Raw genomic sequence first — 22417 nt, 5'->3', positions numbered from 1 at the left:
CCGGGTTGACCCGCACGCTCGACCGGACCCAGACGGCTTCATGGCGCAGCGGCCGCCGCCGACTGCCGGCGGTTGCGCCAAGCCAGCCAACCCAGCAGGGCCAGCACGAGCGCGATGAGGGGCAGCATCAGGCCGTTGATGGTTTCCCAGCCCGAGGTGTTCAGCAGCCGGCCCGACCCGAACGAGGCGACGGCCACGGTGCCGAACACCAGGAAATCGTTGAGTGCCTGCACCTTGGCGCGCTCGGGCGCGGTGTAGCAGTCGGTCACCAGCGCCGTGGCGCCGATGAAGCCGAAATTCCAGCCCACGCCCAGCAGGATCAGCGAGCCCCAGAAGTGCAGAAGTTCGAGGCCGGCCAGGGCCAGCAGGCCAGAGGTGCCGATCAACACCAGTCCGCACGCCGTGATGGCGGTCTTGCCGAAACGCGCGATCAGGTGGCCGGTGAAGAAGCTCGGCGCAAACATGGCGAGCACGTGCCACTGGATGCCCAGCGCCGCCTCGCCCACGGTGTGGCCGCAACCCACCATGGCCATCGGCGCGGCCGTCATGATGAAAGCCATCAGGCCGTAGGACACGATGCCCGCCGTGACGGCCACGACGAAGCCTGGACTGCGCGCGATCACTGCCAGCGGGCGCGCCGCGCCCACGACGGCGGACGCCTGGGGCGGCGGCATGCGCAGCATCAGCAGCAGCGGCAAGGCCAGCAGCGCCAGGCCCGCCTGCCCGAGGAAGCTGCCAGCGAACGGCGCCATGGGCCAGGCGTCGCGCGTCCAGATGACGACCTGCGGGCCGATGACCGCGGCGATCAGGCCGCCGATCATGATGCGCGAGATGACGGTGGCGCGCTGCGGCGGCGGCACCGCATCGCTGGCCGCGAAGCGGTAGCTCTGCACGCACGCGCCGTAGAAGCCAGCCATCGCCGTGCCCACGCAGAAGGTCTCGAAACTGCCCCACAGGACGCCCAATGCGGCGATGAGCCCGGACACCGAACCCAGCAGCGCCCCCAACGCATAGGCCGCGCGCCGGCCCAGACGACGCATCAGCAGGGCCGCAGGGATGGTCGACAGCGCCAGCCCCAGGTTGTAGAGGCTGACCGGCAGTGTGGCCAGCGAAGGGTTGCTGGCCAGCATCTGACCCACGATGCCGCCCAGCGAAATGATGATGGGTGGCGCGGCGCCGCCCAGCGATTGGGCGGCCATCAGCAGGCCCACATTGCGGCGGGCATCTGTCGCAGCGGGCGGTGGCAGCGAAGCAGGTGGCGTCATGAACGAATCAGGAATGAGGTGTCAGGCGAACCCACGCCGCAGCATGAGAACACCGGCAGGAAGACCTGCCGCACTTCCTGCCTTCGAGGAAGTGCCTTGATATTTTATTAGCTTATGCTAAATTAGATACATGTTAAATACAAGCTGCCATGATGGTTGACAAGAAAGACCAGTCGTTTCTACAGGACGGCGCGGCCAAGGCTGCGGCCATGCTGCGGACGGTCGGCAATGAGCATCGCCTGCTCGTTCTCTGCCTGCTGATCGAGCATGGCGAGATGACCGTCGGTGCCCTGCACGAAAACGTGGCGCTGAGCCAGTCCGCCTTGTCCCAGCACCTGGCCAAGATGCGCGAGGAAGGCCTGGTGACCTATCGGCGAGAGTCGCAGACCCTGCACTACCGTATCGACAACCCCGACGTGGCCAAGCTCATCGCCACGCTCAAGGCCATCTTCTGTCCCTGATCCACCCTCGGAGGCCATTGCCATGTCCCTGAAATCCATCTCGCCCCAAGCTGCCAGCGAACTCATGAACCAGGGTGCCGTTCTGGTGGACATCCGTGCGGCGGACGAACATGCCCGTGAGCGCATCGCGCAGGCACGCCATGTGCCGATGGACCGCTTGCGAAGCGGCGGCCTGCCGCTCGACGGCGCTTCGGCAATCATCTTCCACTGCCGCTCGGGCAACCGGACGCGGGTGAACGCCCCGACGCTGGGGGCATGCACGGCCTGCGAGGCCTACGTGCTTGAAGGCGGGCTGGACGCCTGGAAGAAGGCCGGCCTGCCCGTCGTGGCGGACGCCTCTCAACCCCTGGAGCTGCAACGGCAGGTGCAGATTGTTGCGGGGTCCTTGATCGTGCTGGGTGCCGTGCTGGGCGCCACGATTTCGCCATGGTTCCATGTGCTTTCGGGCTTCGTGGGCGCGGGGCTGGTCTTCGCCGGTGTCTCGGGGTTCTGTGGGCTCGCGCGCGTGCTGATGCGCATGCCCTGGAACCGCCGCGCGCTGGCCGGCTGAGTCTACGGGTGGGGAAGCGATTTCTTCACTCGGCCGCCGGTCGGCAAGAACATGCGACGGCAAGTTTTTAATTTTGAGTTAATTCGACCCGGACACCATCTGGCATGTGAGAACGACCCACAAACATCCGATCAAGGGAGCTTGGGCGACAACAGACGGGTCATACATTCAGCGAGGCAAAGACACCGTGAAGATCGAACCCTTCTTTGACGAGGACACCAGCACCTTCAGCTACATCGTGCTGGACACGAAAAGCGGTCAGTGCGCCATCATCGACAGCGTGCTCGGCTACGATCCTAAATCCGGCCGCACCTCGCGCGCCGGCGCGGACCGCATGGCCGAGCGCGTGCGGGAACTGGGGGCGAGCGTCCAGTGGATTCTGGAGACGCATGTGCACGCAGATCACCTGAGCGCCGCGCCGTATCTCCATTCGTGCCTGGGCGGCCGAACCGGCATTGGGGCGAACATCCGTACCGTACAGCAGGTGTTCGGCCAGCTCTTCAACGCCGAGCCGGCCTTCGCGCGTGACGGCCGGCAGTTTGATCGTCTGTTCGACGACGGCGAGACCTTCATGCTCGGCACGCTGCAGGTGCGGGCCATGCATACCCCCGGCCATACGCCCGCTTGCATGACCTATCTGGTCCAGGACAACGCCACACCTGAAGCGCCTGCCGCAGCCTTCGTGGGCGACACGCTGTTCATGCCCGACTATGGCACGGCGCGTTGCGACTTTCCGGGTGGCGACGCGCGCACACTGTTCCGCTCGATCGGCCGCGTGCTGTCGCTGCCGCCGGAGACCGTGCTCTACATGTGCCACGACTACCGCCCCGGGGGGCGCGAGCTTCAATGGAAGACCACCGTGGCCGAGGAGCGTGCGCACAACATCCATGTGCGTGACGGCATCAGCGAGGATGACTTCGCGGCCACGCGCGAGCAGCGCGACGCCACGCTGGCGATGCCCGTGCTTCTGCTGCCCTCCGTGCAGGTGAACATGCGGGCCGGCGAGTTGCCGCCTGCCGAATCCAACGGCGTCCACTACCTCAAGATTCCCATCGATGCCCTCTGAGAGCGGCACCGACCGGCTGAAAGGACAATTTCCGGGCAGGAGACCCTCATGGACATCAAAGCCTTGGACCAGGGACTGGCCGTCAGCGGCCAGATCGCTGCCACCGACCTGCAGGCCATCGCCGAGGCTGGCTACCGCTCGGTGATCTGCAATCGGCCCGATGGAGAAGCGGGCGATCAGCCCGGCTTCAGCGAAATCGAGCAGGCCGCCCAGTCACTGGGTATGGCGGCGACCTACCTGCCCGTCGAGTCCGGCAAAGTGACCGACCAGCAGGCCCAGGCCTTCGGGACGCTGATGACGCAACTGCCCGGCCCGGTGTTCGCCTACTGCCGCACCGGCACGCGCTCGGCCACGCTGTGGGCGCTGAGCCAGGCGCAGCGTCAGCCGTTGGCCTCCATCCTCGAAGCCGCGCGCGGTGCCGGCTACGACCTGTCCGGCGTGGCCCGGCGCATCGCCAACGGCGGGCGCACACCCACCGAAGTCGTGGACGCCACGCATGACATCGTGATCGTCGGCGCGGGCGCGGCGGGCATCGCGGTGGCGTCCAGCCTGCTCGCGCGCAAGCCGGACGCGGACATCGCCGTCATCGACCCGGCGGATGTGCACTACTACCAGCCGGGGTGGACGATGGTGGGCGCGGGCATCTTTCCGCCTGCGCACACGGCGCGCACGATGGCGAGCGTGCTTCCGCGCGGCGTCAAGTGGATCAAGATGGCCGTCGCCGCGTTCGAGCCCGAGCGCGACGCCCTCGTGCTCGATGGCTGCCGCGTCGTCAAGTACCAGCAGCTCGTGGTCTGCCCGGGCCTGAAACTCGACTGGAACGGCATCGAGGGCCTACCTGAAACACTGGGCCGCAACGGCGTCACCTCCAACTACCGCTACGACCTCGCGCCCTACACCTGGGAACTGGTGCAGAACCTCAAGAGCGGCCAGGCCCTGTTCACGCAGCCGCCCATGCCCATCAAATGCGCGGGTGCGCCGCAGAAGGCGATGTACCTCTCGGCCGATCACTGGAAGCGGCAGGGCGTGCTCAAGAACATCCACATCGAGTTCTGCAACGCGGGAGGCGTGCTCTTCGGCGTGCCGGACTACGTGCCCGCGCTCATGGAGTACGTGAAGGCTTATGGCATCGATCTGCAATTCAGCAACCAGCTCGTGGCCGTCGATGGCGCAGCGCATGAAGCCACCTTCATCCGCACGAACGCCGACGGCACCAAGGAGCGCGTCACCCGTCCATTTGACCTGCTGCACGCCGTGCCGCCACAGAAGGCGCCGGACTTCATCCGAGTGAGCCCGCTGGCGGACGCTGCGGGCTGGGTGGACGTGGACCCGTCGAGCCTGCGCCACAAGAAGTACGCCAACGTCTTCGCACTCGGCGACTGCACCAACACCACCAATGCCAAGACTGCTGCGGCCGCACGCAAGCAGGCGCCGGTGGTCGCGCACAACCTGCTCGCCGCCCGGAGCGGGTCCACGCGCCTGGCCAGCTATGACGGCTATGGCTCCTGCCCGCTCACTGTCGAGCGCGGCAAGATCGTGCTGGCGGAATTTGCCTACGGCGGCAAGCTGGCGCCTTCGTTTCCGAAATGGTTCATCGACGGCAAGCGGCCGTCATCGCTGGCGTGGCTGCTGAAGGAACGCATCCTGCCGCCGGTCTATTGGGACGGCATGCTCAAGGGCCGCGAATGGCTCGCGCATCCTGTCCTCTCGGACGGGTGAGCCGCCGCATGCGTCATCGCCGGGACATGGGAAACCGACGCTCATAGTGCGGGCGAAAGGAGGAGCGGCATTCGGCCCTCCGAGCCTCAACAGCGGCTATCCCTGCCAGGGGAGACTGTCCTTCGGGATGCGGGTGGTTATAACGGATACGTGCGTCCACTGTGATTTCCTGGCACTAGGCGAACAAGCGATCGTCCCGCCCCCTGCCGATGCTGACCCCAGGCGCAGCGCCGGTGTCTGCCGCGAGGCGGCCGAGACCTTCGCGTCACGACGATTCGAATATCCGGGCCGACTGTATTTGGATCTCGCCATCCAGACAGTCCACGGTCAAAGAGCGCGGGGCACCTCGAAAAACACTCTTAACTTTCGCTTAATCGAGGCTGACCATCATTCCCGTGATTCACATGCGACATTCATAAAAACAATGCTGAGGCAAGCCCTGATGGAACACTATCGCCAACACCAGTGGTTGGCATCGGAACCAATTCGGATGGTTGCGCGCCATTTCTGGAGCGCCCATGAATGAAAGCCTAGGGTTTCTCCTTGCTCTGAGCTTTATCGTCTCGCTGGCGGCTCTGGGCGCGTTGATCTGGTCCATCGTGACGCGCCAGATCCATGCGGGAAAGAAGGAGGCTTCGACCATATTTCTGGAGGGCGAGGCCGGCTCCCCGGATGATCCATCTTCATTCGATGAAGGGGCGGCCGAGCATCGATTCGACGCCTTGCGTGCCGGCGTCGACGCCCCGGGTCGGAACGTCGTACTGGTCCTGTCCATCGCTTCCTTCCTGTTCCTGATCGTTGGCTCGCTGTTCGGGATGATCGCCTCGCTGAAGTTGCACTGGCCCGACTGGCTGGCGAGTCAGGCGTTCACCACCTTCGGGCGCGCGCGCACCGTCCATCTGAATCTGGTCGCGTACGGCTGGCTGTCCACAGGGGGCATAGCGGTCGCGCTCTGGATCATCCCTCGCATGTTTCATACGCCCCTGCGAAGGCCCGCAATGGCGATGGTGGGCGCGGTGCTGTGGGCCCTCGGCGTGGCGGCCGGTGCCATTGCCATTGCCAATGGATGGAGCGACGGCCTGGAGTGGCTCGAAATCCCATGGCAGATCGACATCGTCCTGGCCCTCGGCGGCTTCTTCATCGCATGGTCCGCCATCGCGACGACCCGAAAACGCAACGTTCACCACATCTACGTCAGCGGCTGGTACTACCTCGCGGGACTGGCATGGTTCCCCATTCTGTTCTTCATCGCGAATATCCCGGGCCTGCATTCAGGCGTGCAGCAAGCCACCACCAACTGGTGGTTCGCGCATAACGTGCTTGGCCTCTGGCTGACACCGCTGGGGCTGGGTGCTGCCTATTACCTGATTCCCAAGATCATCGGCAAGCCGATCTATTCGTATAGCGTTTCGCTGCTGGGCTTCTGGGGCCTTGCCTTGTTCTACAGCCAGGTGGGTATTCATCACCTGATCGGTGGGCCCGTGCCGACGTGGGTGGTCACGCTGTCGATCGTGCACAGCGTCATGATGTTCATTCCTGTCATCGCGGTGGCGATCAATCAGCACGTGACGGTCGCGCAGAATTTCTGGGCGTTCAAGGAGTCCATGGCGCTGCGCTTCGTGTCCACGGGCGCATTGATGTACACGGCCGCATCCTTCCAGGGATCGCTGGAGGCTGTACGGGCCATCAACTCGATCACCCACTTCACGCACTACACGGTGGGGCATGCGCACCTGGGAGCTTACGCATTCGTCTCCATCGTGCTGTTCGGCGCCTTCTACTATCTCTTGCCCTACCTGACGGGCAAGAACTGGCCCTGTCCGCGACTCATCGCCATCCACTATTGGCTGACGGTCCTGGGTTTTCTGATCTATTTCCTGTCATTGACCATCGGCGGTTTCCTGCAAGGCATGTCGCTGCTCGATCCACAGACCAGTTTCGCTGACATCACCCGCAACATCGTGCCGTATCTCGAAGGTCGATCGGTGGGCGGCGGCATGATGACGCTGGGACACTTCGTCTTTGCCTTCCATGCGATGGCCCTACTCTGGTCGAAACGGCGAGGTGACGCATGAACCGGCTGATTCCATTGTTCGTCGGCGCTGTCGGAATCTTGGTGTTCGCGACCGTCATGCTCGTGGTGCTCCCCGGCCTGCAGGTCCGTACGGTCCAGGCACCTGCGCAGTTGCAGAACTACACGATCGAACAGCTAAGAGGCCGTGCGCAGTACGTGGCCAATGGCTGTGTCTACTGTCACAGCCAGCAGCCTCGTTCGAGTGGCCAGACGCTGGCGGATCAGGCCCGGGGCTGGGGAAGGCCGTCCACGCCGGGCGACTACGCCTACGACGCTCCCCAACTGCTCGGGACGATGCGCACCGGCCCCGATTTGCTGAATGTCGGGGTGCGCCTGCCGAGCCGGGACTGGCAATTGACCCACCTGTACCAGCCCAGGGCCATCTTCGACTGGAGCATCATGCCTTCGTACCCCTTCCTCTTCGAGGTCAAGGAGAAGGCCGCGCCCGGCGAGGTCGTGGTCAAGTTGCCGCAGGAGTACCGTCCCGCGGACGGGAAAGTGGTGGTGGCCCGACAGGAGGCGCTCGACCTGGTCGCGTACCTGTTGAGCCTGGACCGTTCCTACCCCGTCAGCGCCAAAGAGGCGACATTGCGTGATCGTGGCTACGATCCGAAAACTCAGAAGGGCCCGCGTCAATGAGGGGCGAGATGAAATCCGAGCTGAGCGGCAAGGGGCGTCGTGTTCAAGACGTAGACCCGACATTCGACCCCTGGGAGCAATCGCGTCCCATTCCCTTGTTTGTGCTGGCCATCTTCCTGGCGCTGGCGATCTGGGGCGCTTTGAGCTACATCGCCGACCTGGCGCCGAATCGCGGGGCGGCGATTGGCGGGACCGTTGCGCCGAAGCAGCAGGCGCCCGCAGTTCCCGATGACGCGCCGGTGCTCGTCTTTCAGGGCAACGACATCGTCTGGGCCTGCGCGTCATGTCACGGCGACCACGGTGCTGGCGCGGGGCTGACGCCCGCGCTGGCCGGCCTGTCCGAAGCCTACATCGCGAAGCAACTCCACGACTTCGCTACCGGAAGCCGCCCCAACGAGTCCATGCGGTACGTGGCCAGTGCAATGAGCGCCGAGGAGATCGGGCAAGTCTCGGCCTATTACGCTGCGCTGCCGCACGTTGCCGGGCCGCCCGTCGATCTGGGCGGAGACGCGGCGCGTGGAGAGGCACTGAGCCGAACGGGCGACTGGAAAAAGGATATCCCGGCGTGCGTGACCTGTCATGGCCAGCAGGGTGAGGGTGTCGGCGGCCATTTCCCTGCGCTGGCGGGTCAGCAGCCCGAGTACATCTTCCACCAGTTGGTCTCATGGAAAGGCGGCCATCGCCACAATTCGCCGCAATCCTTGATGGATGACATCGCGTCGCGCATGTCGGACCAAGACATGCGCGATGTGGCTCAGTATTTCGGATCTTTGCGTCCGGGCAGCAAAGGAGGCAATCATGACGAACAACGGTGATCGCCGCTCTGCGCACACGGGGACACTCCGGCGTGCCGGTTATGCTGCGGCGCTGGGTCTCCTGCTGTTTTCGGCAGGTTACGGCGTCTACGAGAGCGGCGTGATGGGGTATCTGTACAGCGCGATCAGCGGCAAAACGGTCACGATTCCTTCGGCCGCGCCCTATTCGAGAGCAGATATGGAAGCTGCTCGCAAGGCCTACGCAAAAGACGCCAAGGCGTCTCCGCCCGGTATGCCCGTCGGTGCGGACGGCTACTACCTCCCGCCTGCGGAGGATGACATTCCGAAAGGACCCTATGGCGATGCCATCCGGCGAGGAATGAAAATCTTCACCGACACTGGCGCCATGGTCAAAGACCACGTGGGCAATTCGCTGGCCTGCGCGAACTGCCACCTCGACTCGGGACGGCGAGAGAATGCCGCACCGATGTGGGCGGCCTATGCGTCCTACCCCGCTTTTCGCAGCAAGACCGGGACCATCAGCACGCTCGAAGACCGGATCATGGGCTGTTTCACCTATTCGATGAACGCCCAGGCGTCGTCCTCCGGGAAACCGCCGCCCGCTGGCAGCGATGTGTACCGCGATCTCATGACCTATATGGCCTGGATGGCCGATGGGCTGCCCGCCGGCAACAAGCCGCGCGGAGCGCTCTATCCCAAGGTGCCGAAACCAAAGGACGACTACGACGTGGGCCGAGGTCTGGCGGTCTATCAACAAAATTGCGCACTGTGCCATGGTCCTGATGGACAGGGCACGCGGGAGGAAAACGGCAAGATGAGATTTCCCCCGCTTTGGGGACCCGAGTCGTACAACTGGGGCGCCGGCATGGCCCGCATCGATACTGCAGCGGGCTTTATCTGGGCGAACATGCCGCTTGGAAAGCCATACAGTCTGACAGAACAGGAGGCCTGGGACGTGGCGGCATTCATCAACAGCCACGAACGCCCCAAGGACACACGCCAGACCGGAACCGTGGCTGAGGCGCTGGAGAAATACCACGAAGGTGAGCAAAGCTACTACGGGAAGGTCGTGGGCGGAAAACTGCTTGGGGTTGGAACGGATGCCAAGAGCGGACCGTAGTTCCGGTGGGGATTTCGACTATGAGCAGGCCCGTGTGGCGGGCCGGATGGTGTTTTTCGTAGACGGGCTTTGGTGCGTGAGCTGTGCGATGGCCTTGCAGCGCGTCCTGCAGCGTGTGCCCGGCGTGGTCTCGGCGACGGTGAATTTCACCTCCGGTTCGGCGCTGGTGACCTGGGTCCCGGAGTCGATCGACTTCCCCTTGCTGCTGCGAAAGGCCGAGGGTCTGGGCTACGCACTGTCCCCGTTGAAAGGCAGCGACGAGCTGGAAGCGGCCCTGCAGCGGCAGGCCAGGAAGATCCGCTTGCAGTTGACCGTCGCGGTCGTCTTCGGGATGTGGAGCATGCTGGGCTCATGGGTGCTTTACCTGAACGCCGACGAGGCGGCGGCGCTCGTCATCGCCTGGGCCAGCGTCGTAGCAAGCCTTCCCGTCGTCGGATATTCGGCGTGGGATTTCTACCGCGCCGCCGCCCGTTCGCTGCGCGCCGGGATCGCAGGGATGGACGTCTTTGCCTCTGTTGCTGTCCTTGGCTCCCTCTTTGTGTCGGTCGGGTCCCTGGCCATGGGGTCCGTGGCGATTTACACCGACGCCGCCACCATGTTGATCACTTTTCTGCTGATCGGAAGATTGATCGAAATCCATGCCCGGCAGGAGAGCGGACTTGCCGTACAAGCATTGCGCAGCCTTGCGCCGGAAACCGCGACGAAGCTGACTTCTGCCGGCGGCGAAAAGGCCGAGAGCACCGTCCTGCTGGCAGAGCTCGCGCCCGGTGATACCGTTTTGATACGCGCCAACGAGCGCATCGCGGTCGATGGCATCGTCGTAGCGGGACAGTCGGCCGTCGATCTCTCGCTGCTGCAAGGCGAGTCCGCGCCTCGCAGCGTTCAGCCTGGCGAACGGGTCTTCGCCGGGTCCGTGAACCTGCGCGGACCTCTGACGGTCCACGTGACCGCCGGTGCGGGGGACCGACGATTGGACGTGCTCGGCCTGCGCATGCTTGAGCTGTTTGGCGCTCGTTCGTCGTTGTCCGAGACGGCCGAGCGCTTCGTCCGGATACTGCTCCCGGTCGTGGTGACGGCATCTCTGCTCGCCTTCGTCCATTACCTGTGGAACGGCTCAAGCGCAGACCAGGCGTTGCTCGGTGCGCTGAGCCTTCTGGTCGCAGCCTGCCCTTGCGCGGTCGGTCTGGCGATGCCGCTGGCCTACGCCTTTACCTGCCGCGAGGCCGCGCGGCGCGGCGTCCTCCTGAGAGACTCCGCGAGCGTCGAAGCGCTCGCCAGGGCAAGGATCATGGCGTTCGACAAGACCGGCACATTGACGTGCGGTCAGATGCGTATCGTCAGCATCCAGACGCGGCACGGGGGGGCCGAACAGGACCTCATCGACCTTGCGGCAAGGGCCGAGGCCGGCGTCGCGCACCCCATTGCACACGCGGTGGTCCTCGCGGCCCGGCAGTCTGGAATGAGCAGCGCGTGCGAGCCCGACGGATGCCAGGTGACGGCGTGCGCGAAAGGCGTGACGATGCATGTCCCCGGCGGCGAGACCGTGTGGGTGGGTGAAAGGCATTGGCTGCTCGCCGCGGGAGTCGAGGGCATGCCGCCGGAAGATGGCCTGCCAGGGCTGGTACACGTAGCCAATGGCCGGGATTGGCTCGGCTCCTTGCGTCTGCAGGATGCCCCTCGCGACGACGCCCGTTCGTCACTGCAGCGGTTACGTGCGCAGGGATTGAAACTCTGGTTGCTGACCGGGGATTCCAGCGCAGCGTCCGAACGCCTGACGGCTGACCTGGGCATAGACTTCGACCGGGTCGAGGCCGATTGCTCTCCGGAAGAAAAAGCCGACATCGTGGCAAAGAGCCCAGCGCCTGTCGCATTCGTGGGCGACGGCGCCAACGATGGCCTGGTCCTGGCCCAGGCAGCCTGCGGAATCGCCATCCCAGGATCGAGTTCCGTGGCTGTTTCCGCAGCCGGGGTGGTGATCGCGCACGGCAGCGTGGGCGCTGTCGTCGAGACCCGTGAGTTGGCTCGCAAGTTTGATCGCATCGTCCGGCAGAATCTCGCATTTTCCGTCGTGTACAACCTCGCCGTGATTGTCGTGCTGTTCGAAGCAGGCGTGACGCCCTTTGCCGCCGCGCTCGCCATGCTGGCCAGCAGCGCGTCGGTGCTCCTGAACACCTGCAGGCTGCTGCAGGGCCGCGTCGTCTGTGACAAGTCGATGCAGGCCAAGCCGGCTGCGTCCTGAAAGGAGCACTGGAATGCTCAGGCTGTGAGCAGGCTTGCGCGGTGGCGAAATGCCGCGACCTTGGCGTTTGCCGGTAGCGCACATGCGTTGACGTTCGCCCCGGATCCGTTGCCCCAGTGGTCGCTGCCCATCGTTCAAATCCTCGCGCTGGCGGTGCTGGCACGCGCCAGCTTTGCCGCCGAGCGCGGCCGGCAGGCATTCCTTCGCGGATGGGCGTTCGGCTTCGTCAATTTTGCGGTCGGCTTGTACTGGCTGTTCATCAGCATCCATGACTACGGTGGTTTGTCCGCGCCACTGGCCGGTGCGAGCGTCGTGGCGCTGTCTGCCTTTCTCGCGCTGTTTCCCGCTCTTGCCTGCGCGATCAGCAAGTGGCTGCAGTCTCGCACTCGGCGGGGAGCAGCGCTGTCACAAGTGCTGGTCTGGTCAGCTGTCTGGGCCGCCTCGGAATGGCTGCGCGGCGTGCTGTTCTCGGGCTTTCCGTGGCTGAACATTGGCTACGCCCATGTGGACAGCCCCTTGGTCGGCTGGGCGCCGTTGCTGGGCGTGCATGGCGTCGCGCTGCTCGCGGCGTGCGCCTCGGGGACCGTGGCGTTCCTGTCGCGTCCGGCCGCGGCTTCCATGCGCTCGAACGTGTCTTTGCTGGCGACGGTGCTGATCCTGATCGCCACGGGATGGACACTTACTCGCCTCGATTGGTCGACGGCCGAAGGCGAGCCGCTGCATCTGAGGCTAGTGCAGGGAAACATCGATCAATCGCAGAAGTTCGACCCGACCCTGCTTGAAGACGGCATCGCCAGTCACTTGCGGCTGGCCGCACAGCCACCGGGCCCCGGAGAGCCGCATCCGGACCTGATCGTCTTGCCAGAGACCGTCGTGCCCGTATTCCAAGACCAGCTCGACCCGATGATTTGGAAAACCTGGCTCGACGTAGCGGCGAACCAGCGCAGCACGATCGCGATGGGCGTCCCTTTGCACAGCATGGCGGCCGACGGCAGTTCGCGCTACACCAACAGCGCCATCGGCTTCGACTCCGGCACGCCGTTGCAGCAGCTTGTCGACGCCTCCGTGCCGCTACGCTACGACAAGCACCACCTCGTGCCCTGGGGCGAATATGTACCGGCTGGGTTCGAGTGGTTCACGCGGATGCTGAAAATGCCGCTGGGTGACTTCGATCGTGGAGCCCCGGTCCAGAGACCATTCTCGGTGAATGATCAGCATTTGGCGTTCAACATTTGCTACGAGGATGTTTTCGGTTCCGAGCTGCTCCCGTCGCTCCTGCCGACCCCAGGCGCAGGACCCGGCGCGAGCGTGCTCGTGAACTTGAGCAACCTCGCTTGGTTCGGCCAGACCTGGGCGCTTCGCCAGCATCTGCAGATCGGGCGGTTGCGCAGCATCGAGACCGCTCGGCCTATGGTGACCTCCACGAATACAGGCATCACGGCCTCGATCGATCCGAAAGGACGGGTCGTTGCCGCTCTGCCGCCACATCGGCCGGGCGTGTTGTCCGCGACCGTACAAGGCATGAGCGGCCTGACGCCGTATGTTCGCTATGGCGACCAGCCGGTCCTGTTGCTGGTAGGGATAGTATTGGCTGCTCTCGTACGGCGCCCGACCCCACGGTAGTCGCAAGAGCGGCAGCCGCACGAGCACCGCCATGCGCCTGATCCCTGGCGGATGCCTACTCCGAAGTCAGGCGCTGGATCGAACGAAGGCGAACCACATCAGCACGCCTGCGTCCATTGGCTGTGACCGCGCTATCCCTGGCAGGGTCCGAACCTACGGTTTTGAATCCAAGCCACGCCCTGCAGGCCTAGCTTGACCTTTTTTGGGTGCGGGGTCGGTGGGCACGAGAAATTTCGCAACCAGGCCTCCGCCTTCCCGGGGTTCGAGATTCAGGGCCCCACCAAATCTCTCTGCAATGGCCCGAACGATCGAAATGCCCAGGCCCGCCCCGTCCTTGCTCTTTCGGCCCTGATCACCGCGCCAGAAACGTTGGCCAATTTGGCATGCCTGCTCGGCAGTCAGCCCGGGGCCACGGTCCGACACGCTAATCACACACTGCTGTGCATTCGGATCCAGGAACACGCCCACCTCGATGGCCGTATCTCGCGGCGAATAGCGCATCGCGTTGTCAACCAGATTGCGAACCGCCGTTTCCAGCATCGACTTGGGCACCGGGGTTCCGATGTCCTCGCCGCTGACGTTCAACGACAAGCGCTCTTTTTCTGCGGCCTTCCACTGTTCCAGCACGCCGCCGACGGAAGCGACCACCGAAGTGCAACCATCCGCCTTGTCGGCAGACGTCTCGGCGCGGGCCAGTATCATCATCTGGTCCAAGGTGCGCCTCAGCCGCTTCACGCCTTCCTCTGCACTGGAAAGAGAGGACGCCACCTCGTCGCCTTCACTGATCCGGGCCACCTGCAGGTGCGTATCGATCACGGTCAACGGCGTGCGCAGCTCGTGCGCCGCGGCGTCGGTGAATGCCCGTTGGCTGGCGAGTGTCCGTGCCAGGCGCTTGAGAAGCCCATTCATTGCGTCCAGAACCGGGCGCAGTTCCGAGGGTGAATGGTTGACGGCGATCGGGGACGTGTCGTCCGCGTGTTTGTCGCGCAATTGCTGCGACAGAGCCTCCAGGGGGGCGAGCCCCCGTCCGATGCCGATCCAAAGGGCAGCCAGGCCGCCCAGGAAGGCAATCAAGAAGGGCACGCCAGCCACGCTTAGCAATTCGTTGATCAGCATATCCCGCTGATCCACGCGATCCGCCGTCGTGATCTGGTAGCCATTGGCACGAAGAACGTAGACCCTCCACTGATGTCCCAAAACGTCCCGCGTGCTGAAGCCGGCCGGCAGTGACTCGAACTCCGAGTGAGGTCCGGTGGTCGTTCGTGCCAGGATCTCTCCCTGCAAAGACCGGATTTCGCATGCGATGCCCTCCTTGCCGCTGACGCGCACCGCCTCGGTGAAGTCGTTGGACGCTGCATTCGGAGCCAGCGCGGCGCGTTCAAGAAGCCCCGACACCATGCGTGCCGACATGGCAAGACGACCGTCGAGGGTCCGGTCGAGATTGGAATGAACGCCGCGCATCATCCAGCCGGCGGCAGCGCCCCACAGAACCAACAGCGAAATGCCGGCGATCAGAACGGCGCGCAGCCGCAGGCTCATGATGCAAGCCTCCAGCCCAGCCGATAGCCGAGCCCACGGACCGTCTCGATGGCTTCGGCGCCGAGCTTGCGGCGGATGTTGTGGATATGCACATTCAGCGCGTTGCTGCCGATCTCTTCCCCGAGGCCGTACAAGCGCTCGTTGAGCATGTCGGGCGGGACCCACCGGCCATCGGCGTTGGCGAGATGGGCCAGCAGATCGACCTCGCGGCGCGACAAGGAGACGGGCTCGCCCTGGAACCAGGCCAGCCCGCTCTCCGGCTCCAGCCGCAGGGGACCGGCCGAGATGACCTGGGCCGCACGGCCTTGCGTGCGTCTGACCAGCGCATGCAACCGGGCTGCGAGTTCACGCAGGTCGAACGGTTTGATCATGTAGTCGTCGGCACCTTCATGCAGCCCTTTGAGCCTGTGTTCGATGGCGTCCCGCGCCGTGAGGATCAGGACGGGCAATTGAGGTTCGACGGCCCGCATGCTGGCCAGCAACTCCATGCCGTCCCGGTCAGGCAGCCCGAGATCGAGCACCAGGGCATGGAAGGTGTCTTCCGCATGCGTGGCTTCGGCTTCTTCTGCGGTGCCGACGTGATGCACCGCGATGCCGTGCTTGTGCAGACCGGCCACGATCCCCCGTCCGATCAGTTTGTCGTCTTCCACCAACAGTATTCGCATGGCGCCTACCAACCTGAATTTGCTTGTTTGACACGCTCATGTTAGGCCAGAAATGACAGCAAGGTAGGACGCAAGTTCCCGCTAATTCTCAGTTAATCGGGAGAAGACATGATTTTGAAGATTGCCCCTTGAGGGCGCACCTTCCAGGGATGCCCATGTGCATGAACTATGACCCGGCCCATGCTTGAAGCTCTCGATCTCGCGGGCGTTCGCGGGGAGCGCCGCCTGTTTGACCATTTGACTTTCCGGATCGTGCCGGGCGAGTGCCTGTCGGTGCACGGCGAGAACGGCAGCGGGAAGACCACGCTATTGCGAACGCTTGCAGGGTTCGCTACGCCTGCTGCTGGCAGAGTCTTGTGGAAAGGAAAGCCGCTGCGCAACCAGTGGAGTGAATACCAACGCGAACTGGTTTACAACGGCCATGGCATTGGACTCAAAGAAGACCTGAATGCCTTGGACAACCTGCTTGCCGCGGCCGCCATCGCTGGTGAGCCGGTCACCACGGAATGCGTGGAATCAGCGTTGGACGAAGTTGGCTTGGCCGAGCACAGGCACTTGCCGTTCCGGATGTTGTCACAAGGCCAAAAGCGTCGTGCAAGCCTGGCTCGATTGCTCCTCTACAGGAGGAAGTTGTGGATTCTCGATGAGCCCTCCACAGCGCTGGACCAATTCGGTGCGCGATGGCTTGGTGAACTGATCCATCGGCACCAGTCACGCGGCGGCATGGTCGTTCTGACGAGTCACCAGGAGCTGGCCTTGAAAACTTCTCAGACCGTCCGGATGGGGGCATGAGCCGGCCCCTCGTTGCCAATCCGGTATTTGTCGTGATGCGCCGGGACTTGAAGCTCGCCTTGCTCCGAAGGTCAGACGCGCTGATACCTCTTTGCTTCTTTGTCGTGGTCGTCAGTCTGTTTCCATTGGGTATCGGCCCCGAGCGCGAAATGCTCCGACGGATCGCTCCGGGCGTCCTGTGGGTATCGGCGTTGCTGGCCAGCATGCTTTCGCTCAATCGCCTGTTCGAGCAGGATCACGCCGATGGCACGCTGGAGCAGATGATGCTGTCGCCAGCGCCGTTGGCCATGTTGGTCGTCGGCAAGATCGCGGCGCATTGGCTGTTGTCCGGTTTGCCCTTGGCCTTGCTTGCGCCCGCGCTGGCATTGCAGTTCGACCTGCCTGCCTTGTCCCTCTGGATTTTGACCGCATCGCTCGTTATCGGTACGCCGGTGCTCAGCCTCATCGGCGCCGTCGGCGCGGGGCTGACGCTGGGCGTACGCGCAGGGGGTGTCCTCGTTGCTGTGCTGGTGCTGCCGCTCTACATCCCGGTGCTGATCTTCGGTGCCGGCGCGGTCGATGCGTCGATCATCGGTCAGGGAGCGTCGGCCAACCTCTCTTTGCTCGCCGCCGTGTTCGTCTTGGCGGCGTTCTTCACGCCATTCGCAGCGAGTGCATCGCTGCGCATCGCACTGGAGTACTGAGGAGCGAAGCGTATGGTCAACTGGTTCAAGTTTTCATCTCCCAAGGCGTTCTACCCACTCGCGGGGAAGCTCGTCCCTTGGCTCGGCGTGACCGCCGCGGCGCTGTCGCTCGCGGGCGTCTATGTGGGGTTCTTCTTGGCACCCACCGACGCCCAGCAGGGAGAGGGGTATCGCATCATCTTCCTGCACGTGCCGGTTTCATGGATGTCCATGGTCATCTATCTGGCGATGGCGTTCTGGGCCGGCATTGGCCTGGTGTTCAACAGCCGCCTGTCGGCAATGATGGCCTCGGCGCTGGCCCCCACGGGTGCACTGTTCACCTTCCTTTCTCTGTGGACCGGCGCCTTGTGGGGAAAGCCGATGTGGGGAACCTGGTGGGTCTGGGATGCGCGGCTGACCTCTGAACTAGTCCTGCTGTTTCTGTACATCGGTTTCATCGCACTCCAGTCGGCGATCGAAGATCGTCGCCGTGCCGACCGGGCAGGCGCCGTGCTGGCACTGGTCGGCGTGGTGAACATCCCTGTGATCTATTTCTCCGTGCAGTGGTGGAACACCTTGCACCAGGGCGCCTCGGTATCGCTGACTCGTTCGCCCTCCATGGCGACGGTCATGTTGTTGGGCATGCTGATCATGGTTCTTGCGGCCTGGGCTTACACGGCTGCGGCGGCGCTGGCGCGTGTGCGCTGCATCATCCTGGAACGCGAACATCACGCCGGCTGGCTGCAGGACATCGAGGAGGTGAAGCGATGAACTGGGCCAGTGTGGGTGAGTTCCTGGCGATGGGCGGATATGGCGTGTACGTTTGGGGATCCGTCCTGACGACGGTGGTGTTGCTCTGGACTGAATGCCGAATGCTCCGGCGCCGGCGCCGAGCAGCGCTATGGCGCATCCAGTCGGAATTGCTGGGCAAGGAGGCGCGGCGTGAAGCCACGAAATAGACGCATCGCACTCATCGTCGCCGGGCTATCCGCCCTCGGCATCGCCACCGCGCTGGTGCTCAATGCCTTTCAGAGCAACCTTGTGTTCTTCTTCACGCCCTCGCAGGTCAGTGCCGGGGAGGCACCACTGGAGCGCACCTTTCGAGTCGGCGGCATGGTGGAACGAGGTAGTCTGAAGCGCCAGCGTGGTGAGCTTGCCGTGCAGTTCGTCATCACCGATACGGTCAAAGCAATCCCGGTCACGTATTCGGGCATCTTGCCTGACCTGTTCAGTGAAGGAAAAGGGGTGGTTGTTCAAGGACGGCTGGACAGTGCCGGCCTCTTTCGCGCCGAGGAGGTGCTGGCCAAGCACGACGAGAACTACATGCCGCCCGAGGCCCAGCATGCGCTGGACGAAGTCCAGAAGAAGCCGGCTTCAAGGAAGCCTTGACCCATGATTCCAGAAATCGGCCACCTCGCCCTCATCGCTGCCTTGTTCGTGGCACTCGCTCAAGGTGTTCTTGCCCTGGCCGGCGCGGCGCGAGCCAACCTCACCTGGATCGCGTTCGCCCGCCCCGCTGCACGCGCTCAATTCCTGTTGGTGATGGTCGGTTTTGCCGCGCTCACCTGGGCCTTTGTCGCGAAGGACTACTCGGTCGCCTACGTCGCTCAAAACTCCAATTCTCAGCTCCCGCTGGGCTACAGAATGGCCGCGGTCTGGGGCGGACATGAGGGTTCGCTCCTGCTCTGGCTGCTGATGCAGACCGGCTGGGCCTATGCGGTCAGCCGGTTGTCGAAACAGCTTCCGGATGCCATGGTGGCGCGCGTTCTGGGCGTGCTCGGCCTGGTGACGGCCGGCTTCCTGCTGTTCGTCCTGTTGACCTCCAATCCCTTCGAGCGACTTTTCCCGGTACCGCAAGATGGATGGGATCTGAATCCGCTCCTGCAGGATATCGGCTTGATCTTTCATCCACCGCTGCTTTACATGGGGTACGTCGGATTTTCGGTGGCCTTCGCATTCGCGATTGCTGCATTGCTTGCCGGACAACTGGACTCGACGTGGGCACGCTGGTCTCGTCCCTGGGCCACCGCAGCCTGGGCAAATCTGACGGTCGGAATCGCCTTGGGGAGTTGGTGGGCCTACTACGAGTTGGGCTGGGGGGGCTGGTGGTTTTGGGACCCGGTCGAGAACTCGTCGTTCATCCCCTGGCTGGTGGGCACCGCCTTGATCCACTCTTTGGCGGTGACGGAAAAGCGGGCCAGTTTCAAGAACTGGACGGTGCTGCTCTCGATCGGCGCATTTTCTTGCTCGCTTTTGGGTGCCTTTCTGGTGCGCTCGGGCGTACTGACTTCTGTGCATGCATTTGCCACCGATCCGCGACGCGGGTTATTCATTCTGATTCTGCTGACGGTCATTGTGGGCACGTCGCTCGCTTTGTTCGCATGGCGAGCCCCTAAGGTCGGCATGGGAGGACGGTTCGACATGGTCTCCAGGGAGTCCTTGCTGCTGGTCAACAATGTGCTGTTGGTCGTCACTGCCGGCGCTGTCGCGCTCGGTACGCTGTACCCACTGCTCGTCGATGCGCTGGGCCTGGGCAAGCTCTCCGTGGGGCCGCCATACTTCAATGCGGTGTTCGTGCCATTGATGATCCCCGCGTTGCTTCTGATTGCGGTAGGACCCGCCGCCAATTGGAAGGCCGCCCAGTTCGGTGCCATCTTCAGGCAGTTGCGCGTGCCGATGATTGCTGCACCCCTGGTGGGCCTGACCGCCCCGTTCGTGCTGGGGCACTGGTCAGCTTCTGCGGCGTTGGGCTTGATGCTCGCCACGTGGATTGCGGTGTCGGTGGTGACGGGCATCTTCGGCCGAATGCGCGCCACCCGCGGCGGGTTGCGTGCCCAGCCACGCAGTTGGCTTGGGATGCATATGGCGCATCTGGGCATCGCGGTATTCGTGACTGGCGTGACCATCGTCAGTGGGTATGAGACCGAGCGAGACGTTCGATTGGCCCAGGGCGAGTCCGTCAGCATCGGCGGCTACGACCTCACTTTGATCGGCGTCAGAAGCACGCGGGGGCCCAACTACGTGGCGCAGATAGGCGATATCGAACTGTCGCGCGACGGCAAGGTCTTGCGTCGGCTGCATCCGGAAAAGCGCAATTACCCGGCCTCGCAGATGCCGATGACCGAGGTGGCGATCGATGCAAACGGACTGCGCCACGTCTACGCGGCGCTCGGCGAACCGCTCGGCGACGGTGTTTGGAGCGTTCGTGTCTACCACAAGCCATTCGTTGACTGGATCTGGATCGGCTGCATCCTGATGGCGCTTGGCGGTGGCTTGGCCATCAGCGATCGTCGATACCGTCTGAAGCCTCGCCGTCAACACGTCGCTCCGCCATTGCCCGAGGCCGCATCATGAACCGTTTCCTATGGCCGCTGCTCGGATTCCTTGTCTTGGTGTCGTTCCTCGCAGTGGGCCTGACGCTCAAGCCCAGCGAGGTGCCATCGCCCTTGATCAACAAGCCCGCGCCGCGCTTCAGCCTTCCGCAACTGCAAGCTCCGGACCTGACCTTCTCATCCGAGAGCATGATCGGGAAAGTTTGGGTACTGAACGTGTGGGCTTCCTGGTGCGCGCCCTGTCTTGAGGAGCATCCTGTCATCACCGAATTGGCCAGCAGGCATGCTGTTTCGGTGGTCGGCATGAACTACAAGGACACGCCCCAGAACGCCATCGCCTGGCTACGGCGCAATGGCAATGCCTTTGAAACGACGGTCTCCGATGCGCATGGGGCGGTCGGCATCGACTTCGGGGTGTACGGCGTGCCGGAAACCTATGTGATCGATAAGGCAGGCATCATTCGCTACAAGCACACCGGGGCGATTGACGCGGGGGAAATGCGCGGCGAGCTGCTGCCGCTGGTGCGGGAGCTTGAGAAATGATTCTCTGGCGGGTGGCATTGTTTTTCTTTCTGTTCACGGCTCCGGTCTGGGCCAGCGACCAAGCGGCCGAGGACCGAATGCTGGGCATTGCATCCGAGTTACGTTGCCTGGTTTGCCAGAATGAATCGATTGCAGCTTCGCAGGCCGATCTTGCCGCTGACTTGCGCCAACAGATCCGCGAGCAGATCCGTGCCGGCAAGAGCGATGACGACATCCGGACTTATATGGTCGAGCGATACGGCGATTTCGTGCTCTATCGCCCGCCCTTGAAGCCGACAACGATGTTGCTTTGGTTTGGCCCGTTCGTGGTGCTTGCCTTGGGCATTGTGGTCTTGGTCATGAATCTGCGCAGCCGAAACCGCAAGCCGAAGCATGCTGCACTCAATGAAGAGGAGCGCAGACACGCGGACGCGCTGCTGGCTCCGCCACACAATGTACTGGACGAAACATGAGCATCGTTTTCCTGACTCTGGCGTCGGTGCTCGTGGGAGGCGTCTCGATATGGCTTTCTTTCGTTCTCTGGCGAGGGGGACATGGTGCGAGCGACCAAGTTGCCCCTGAAAGCGTGAACGTCGCGGTACTGCGCGATCAATGGGCGGAGTTGGAGAGAGACCACATCAATGGCACGTTGTCGGCCAATGAATTGGCCGATGCAAGATCTGATCTTCAGCGGCGAGCGCTGAATGAAACTGCTGCTCCTCCGTTGAAATTGGGGCCGCCTGCTGGAAGCAAGCGGGCAGCGATCACTGTCGCCATTCTGCTGCCGATCGCGACAGCGCTCACCTATTCGTACCTGGGAAATCCGGCCGCCACGGACCCGTCACAGGTTCGCAGCGCGAGCATGACGACGCAAACCGATGTGCAAGCAATGGTGGCCTCTCTTCAGGCACGGCTGGCCCAGCACCCCGATGATCCTGGAGGCTGGCTCATGCTGGCGCGTTCCTACCGTTACTTCGGCGATCATGAGCAAGCCGTCAATGCCTTCACCCACGCCAATGAGCTGGTCCAGAACGATCCACAGGCGTTGGCGGAGTACGCGGAGTCGCTGTCCAGAATCCGTGGCTCCGGTTTTGAGGGAGAGCCCACTCGTCTGCTTGAGCGCGCCTTGTCGCTCGATCCCAATGCAGCCCTGCCTCTGACTCTGGCCGGCGCTGCTGCGGTGCAGCGCCGGGACTATCAAACGGCCATCGCGCACTGGGAGAAGCTGCTCGGGATGATGCCCCCCGATTCCGAGGCGGCGAAAGTCGTCGCGGCCGGGATTGAACGGGCCCGGACGGAGCAGGCGGAACTCGCCCATGGTCGATCACCAGAGCCAAGCGCAAAGCCTTGATGGCATCCCCGTCCCCCACGGG

General features: G+C 63.6%; 22 protein-coding genes. 19 read left to right on the top strand and 3 right to left on the bottom strand.

Translation table 11 applies throughout. The annotated features are described in order from the left end of the window. Window positions 1-38 precede the first annotated feature (38 nt). Window positions 39-1265, bottom strand: coding sequence for an MFS transporter (locus N5C91_RS09380; protein WP_004350634.1), 1227 nt, complete (start codon window positions 1263-1265; stop codon window positions 39-41). Between the two features lie 152 nt (window positions 1266-1417). Here N5C91_RS09380 and N5C91_RS09375 point away from each other — a divergent pair, with 152 nt between their 5' ends. From N5C91_RS09375 to lnt, 10 genes are all read left to right on the top strand, one after another. After that, on the top strand, window positions 1418-1726 hold the full coding sequence (locus N5C91_RS09375) for a metalloregulator ArsR/SmtB family transcription factor (protein ID WP_227492951.1): 309 nt from the start codon (window positions 1418-1420) through the stop codon (window positions 1724-1726). Between the two features lie 22 nt (window positions 1727-1748). Beyond that, entirely contained in the window at window positions 1749-2276 is a 528-nt protein-coding gene (locus tag N5C91_RS09370) for a rhodanese family protein (RefSeq protein ID WP_004350638.1), read from the top strand. A gap of 187 nt (window positions 2277-2463) precedes the next feature. Next, a complete protein-coding gene (locus tag N5C91_RS09365; protein ID WP_003149790.1) occupies window positions 2464-3342 on the top strand; it encodes an MBL fold metallo-hydrolase in 879 nt (292 codons plus the stop codon). A gap of 48 nt (window positions 3343-3390) precedes the next feature. Further along, window positions 3391-5061 (top strand): bifunctional protein tyrosine phosphatase family protein/NAD(P)/FAD-dependent oxidoreductase, encoded by a 1671-nt coding sequence (locus tag N5C91_RS09360; protein ID WP_004350643.1) that lies wholly within the window; start codon window positions 3391-3393, stop codon window positions 5059-5061. A gap of 518 nt (window positions 5062-5579) precedes the next feature. Next, entirely contained in the window at window positions 5580-7136 is a 1557-nt protein-coding gene (locus N5C91_RS09355; RefSeq protein ID WP_003149798.1) for a cbb3-type cytochrome c oxidase subunit I, read from the top strand. After that, a complete protein-coding gene (locus N5C91_RS09350; protein ID WP_003149800.1) occupies window positions 7133-7774 on the top strand; it encodes a cbb3-type cytochrome c oxidase subunit II in 642 nt (213 codons plus the stop codon). Before N5C91_RS09355 ends, N5C91_RS09350 begins: the two co-directional genes overlap by 4 nt. An 8-nt stretch (window positions 7775-7782) precedes the next feature. Next, on the top strand, window positions 7783-8589 hold the full coding sequence (locus N5C91_RS09345) for a c-type cytochrome (RefSeq protein ID WP_023120493.1): 807 nt from the start codon (window positions 7783-7785) through the stop codon (window positions 8587-8589). After that, window positions 8573-9670 carry a c-type cytochrome gene (locus N5C91_RS09340; RefSeq protein WP_004350647.1) on the top strand — a complete coding sequence of 366 codons (1098 nt, stop codon included), beginning with the start codon at window positions 8573-8575 and terminating at the stop codon, window positions 9668-9670. Before N5C91_RS09345 ends, N5C91_RS09340 begins: the two co-directional genes overlap by 17 nt. Then, window positions 9651-11909 (top strand): cation-translocating P-type ATPase, encoded by a 2259-nt coding sequence (locus N5C91_RS09335; RefSeq protein WP_011517003.1) that lies wholly within the window; start codon window positions 9651-9653, stop codon window positions 11907-11909. Before N5C91_RS09340 ends, N5C91_RS09335 begins: the two co-directional genes overlap by 20 nt. 87 nt (window positions 11910-11996) lie before the next feature. Then, a complete protein-coding gene (gene lnt, locus N5C91_RS09330) occupies window positions 11997-13532 on the top strand; it encodes an apolipoprotein N-acyltransferase (RefSeq protein WP_023120491.1) in 1536 nt (511 codons plus the stop codon). Between the two features lie 153 nt (window positions 13533-13685). Here lnt and N5C91_RS09325 read toward each other — a convergent pair whose 3' ends face one another. Together N5C91_RS09325 and N5C91_RS09320 are read right to left on the bottom strand one after the other, a co-directional pair. Beyond that, the gene (locus N5C91_RS09325) at window positions 13686-15071 is read right to left on the bottom strand and encodes an ATP-binding protein (protein WP_003149813.1); all 1386 of its coding nucleotides are present in this window, start codon (window positions 15069-15071) and stop codon (window positions 13686-13688) included. After that, on the bottom strand, window positions 15068-15736 hold the full coding sequence (locus N5C91_RS09320; RefSeq protein ID WP_003149815.1) for a response regulator: 669 nt from the start codon (window positions 15734-15736) through the stop codon (window positions 15068-15070). Before N5C91_RS09320 ends, N5C91_RS09325 begins: the two co-directional genes overlap by 4 nt. 168 nt (window positions 15737-15904) lie before the next feature. On the opposite strand from N5C91_RS09320, the gene ccmA reads away from it, so the two are divergent. The 9 genes from ccmA to ccmI are packed head-to-tail and all read left to right on the top strand — an operon-like array spanning window position 15905 to window position 22395. Next, on the top strand, window positions 15905-16528 hold the full coding sequence (gene ccmA / locus N5C91_RS09315) for a cytochrome c biogenesis heme-transporting ATPase CcmA (protein ID WP_003149817.1): 624 nt from the start codon (window positions 15905-15907) through the stop codon (window positions 16526-16528). Next, the gene (gene ccmB / locus N5C91_RS09310; RefSeq protein ID WP_003149819.1) at window positions 16525-17211 is read left to right on the top strand and encodes a heme exporter protein CcmB; all 687 of its coding nucleotides are present in this window, start codon (window positions 16525-16527) and stop codon (window positions 17209-17211) included. The genes ccmA and ccmB overlap by 4 nt, the downstream gene beginning before the upstream one ends. A gap of 12 nt (window positions 17212-17223) precedes the next feature. Continuing rightward, complete coding sequence (gene ccmC / locus N5C91_RS09305; RefSeq protein ID WP_003149822.1) at window positions 17224-17961, top strand: heme ABC transporter permease CcmC; 738 nt, start codon at window positions 17224-17226, stop codon at window positions 17959-17961. After that, entirely contained in the window at window positions 17958-18149 is a 192-nt protein-coding gene (gene ccmD, locus N5C91_RS09300; RefSeq protein ID WP_003149824.1) for a heme exporter protein CcmD, read from the top strand. The genes ccmC and ccmD overlap by 4 nt, the downstream gene beginning before the upstream one ends. Continuing rightward, window positions 18133-18579, top strand: coding sequence for a cytochrome c maturation protein CcmE (ccmE, locus tag N5C91_RS09295; protein WP_003149827.1), 447 nt, complete (start codon window positions 18133-18135; stop codon window positions 18577-18579). The genes ccmD and ccmE overlap by 17 nt, the downstream gene beginning before the upstream one ends. 3 nt (window positions 18580-18582) lie before the next feature. Beyond that, window positions 18583-20544 carry a heme lyase CcmF/NrfE family subunit gene (locus N5C91_RS09290; protein WP_003149828.1) on the top strand — a complete coding sequence of 654 codons (1962 nt, stop codon included), beginning with the start codon at window positions 18583-18585 and terminating at the stop codon, window positions 20542-20544. Then, entirely contained in the window at window positions 20541-21065 is a 525-nt protein-coding gene (locus N5C91_RS09285; RefSeq protein WP_003149830.1) for a DsbE family thiol:disulfide interchange protein, read from the top strand. The genes N5C91_RS09290 and N5C91_RS09285 overlap by 4 nt, the downstream gene beginning before the upstream one ends. Then, a complete protein-coding gene (locus N5C91_RS09280) occupies window positions 21062-21517 on the top strand; it encodes a cytochrome c-type biogenesis protein (protein ID WP_003149833.1) in 456 nt (151 codons plus the stop codon). Before N5C91_RS09285 ends, N5C91_RS09280 begins: the two co-directional genes overlap by 4 nt. Further along, window positions 21514-22395: a c-type cytochrome biogenesis protein CcmI gene (gene ccmI / locus N5C91_RS09275; protein WP_003149835.1), complete on the top strand. Its 882-nt coding sequence runs from the start codon at window positions 21514-21516 to the stop codon at window positions 22393-22395. Before N5C91_RS09280 ends, ccmI begins: the two co-directional genes overlap by 4 nt. Window positions 22396-22417: the final 22 nt, after the last annotated feature.

The sequence above is a fragment of the Pseudomonas sp. GD03903 genome, from assembly GCF_029840045.1.
GTDB classification, from domain to species: Bacteria; Pseudomonadota; Gammaproteobacteria; order Pseudomonadales; family Pseudomonadaceae; genus Pseudomonas; species Pseudomonas pseudonitroreducens.
The sequence above is the reverse complement of the archived record's forward strand: the minus strand, read 5'-3'. Positions and strand labels throughout refer to the sequence as shown.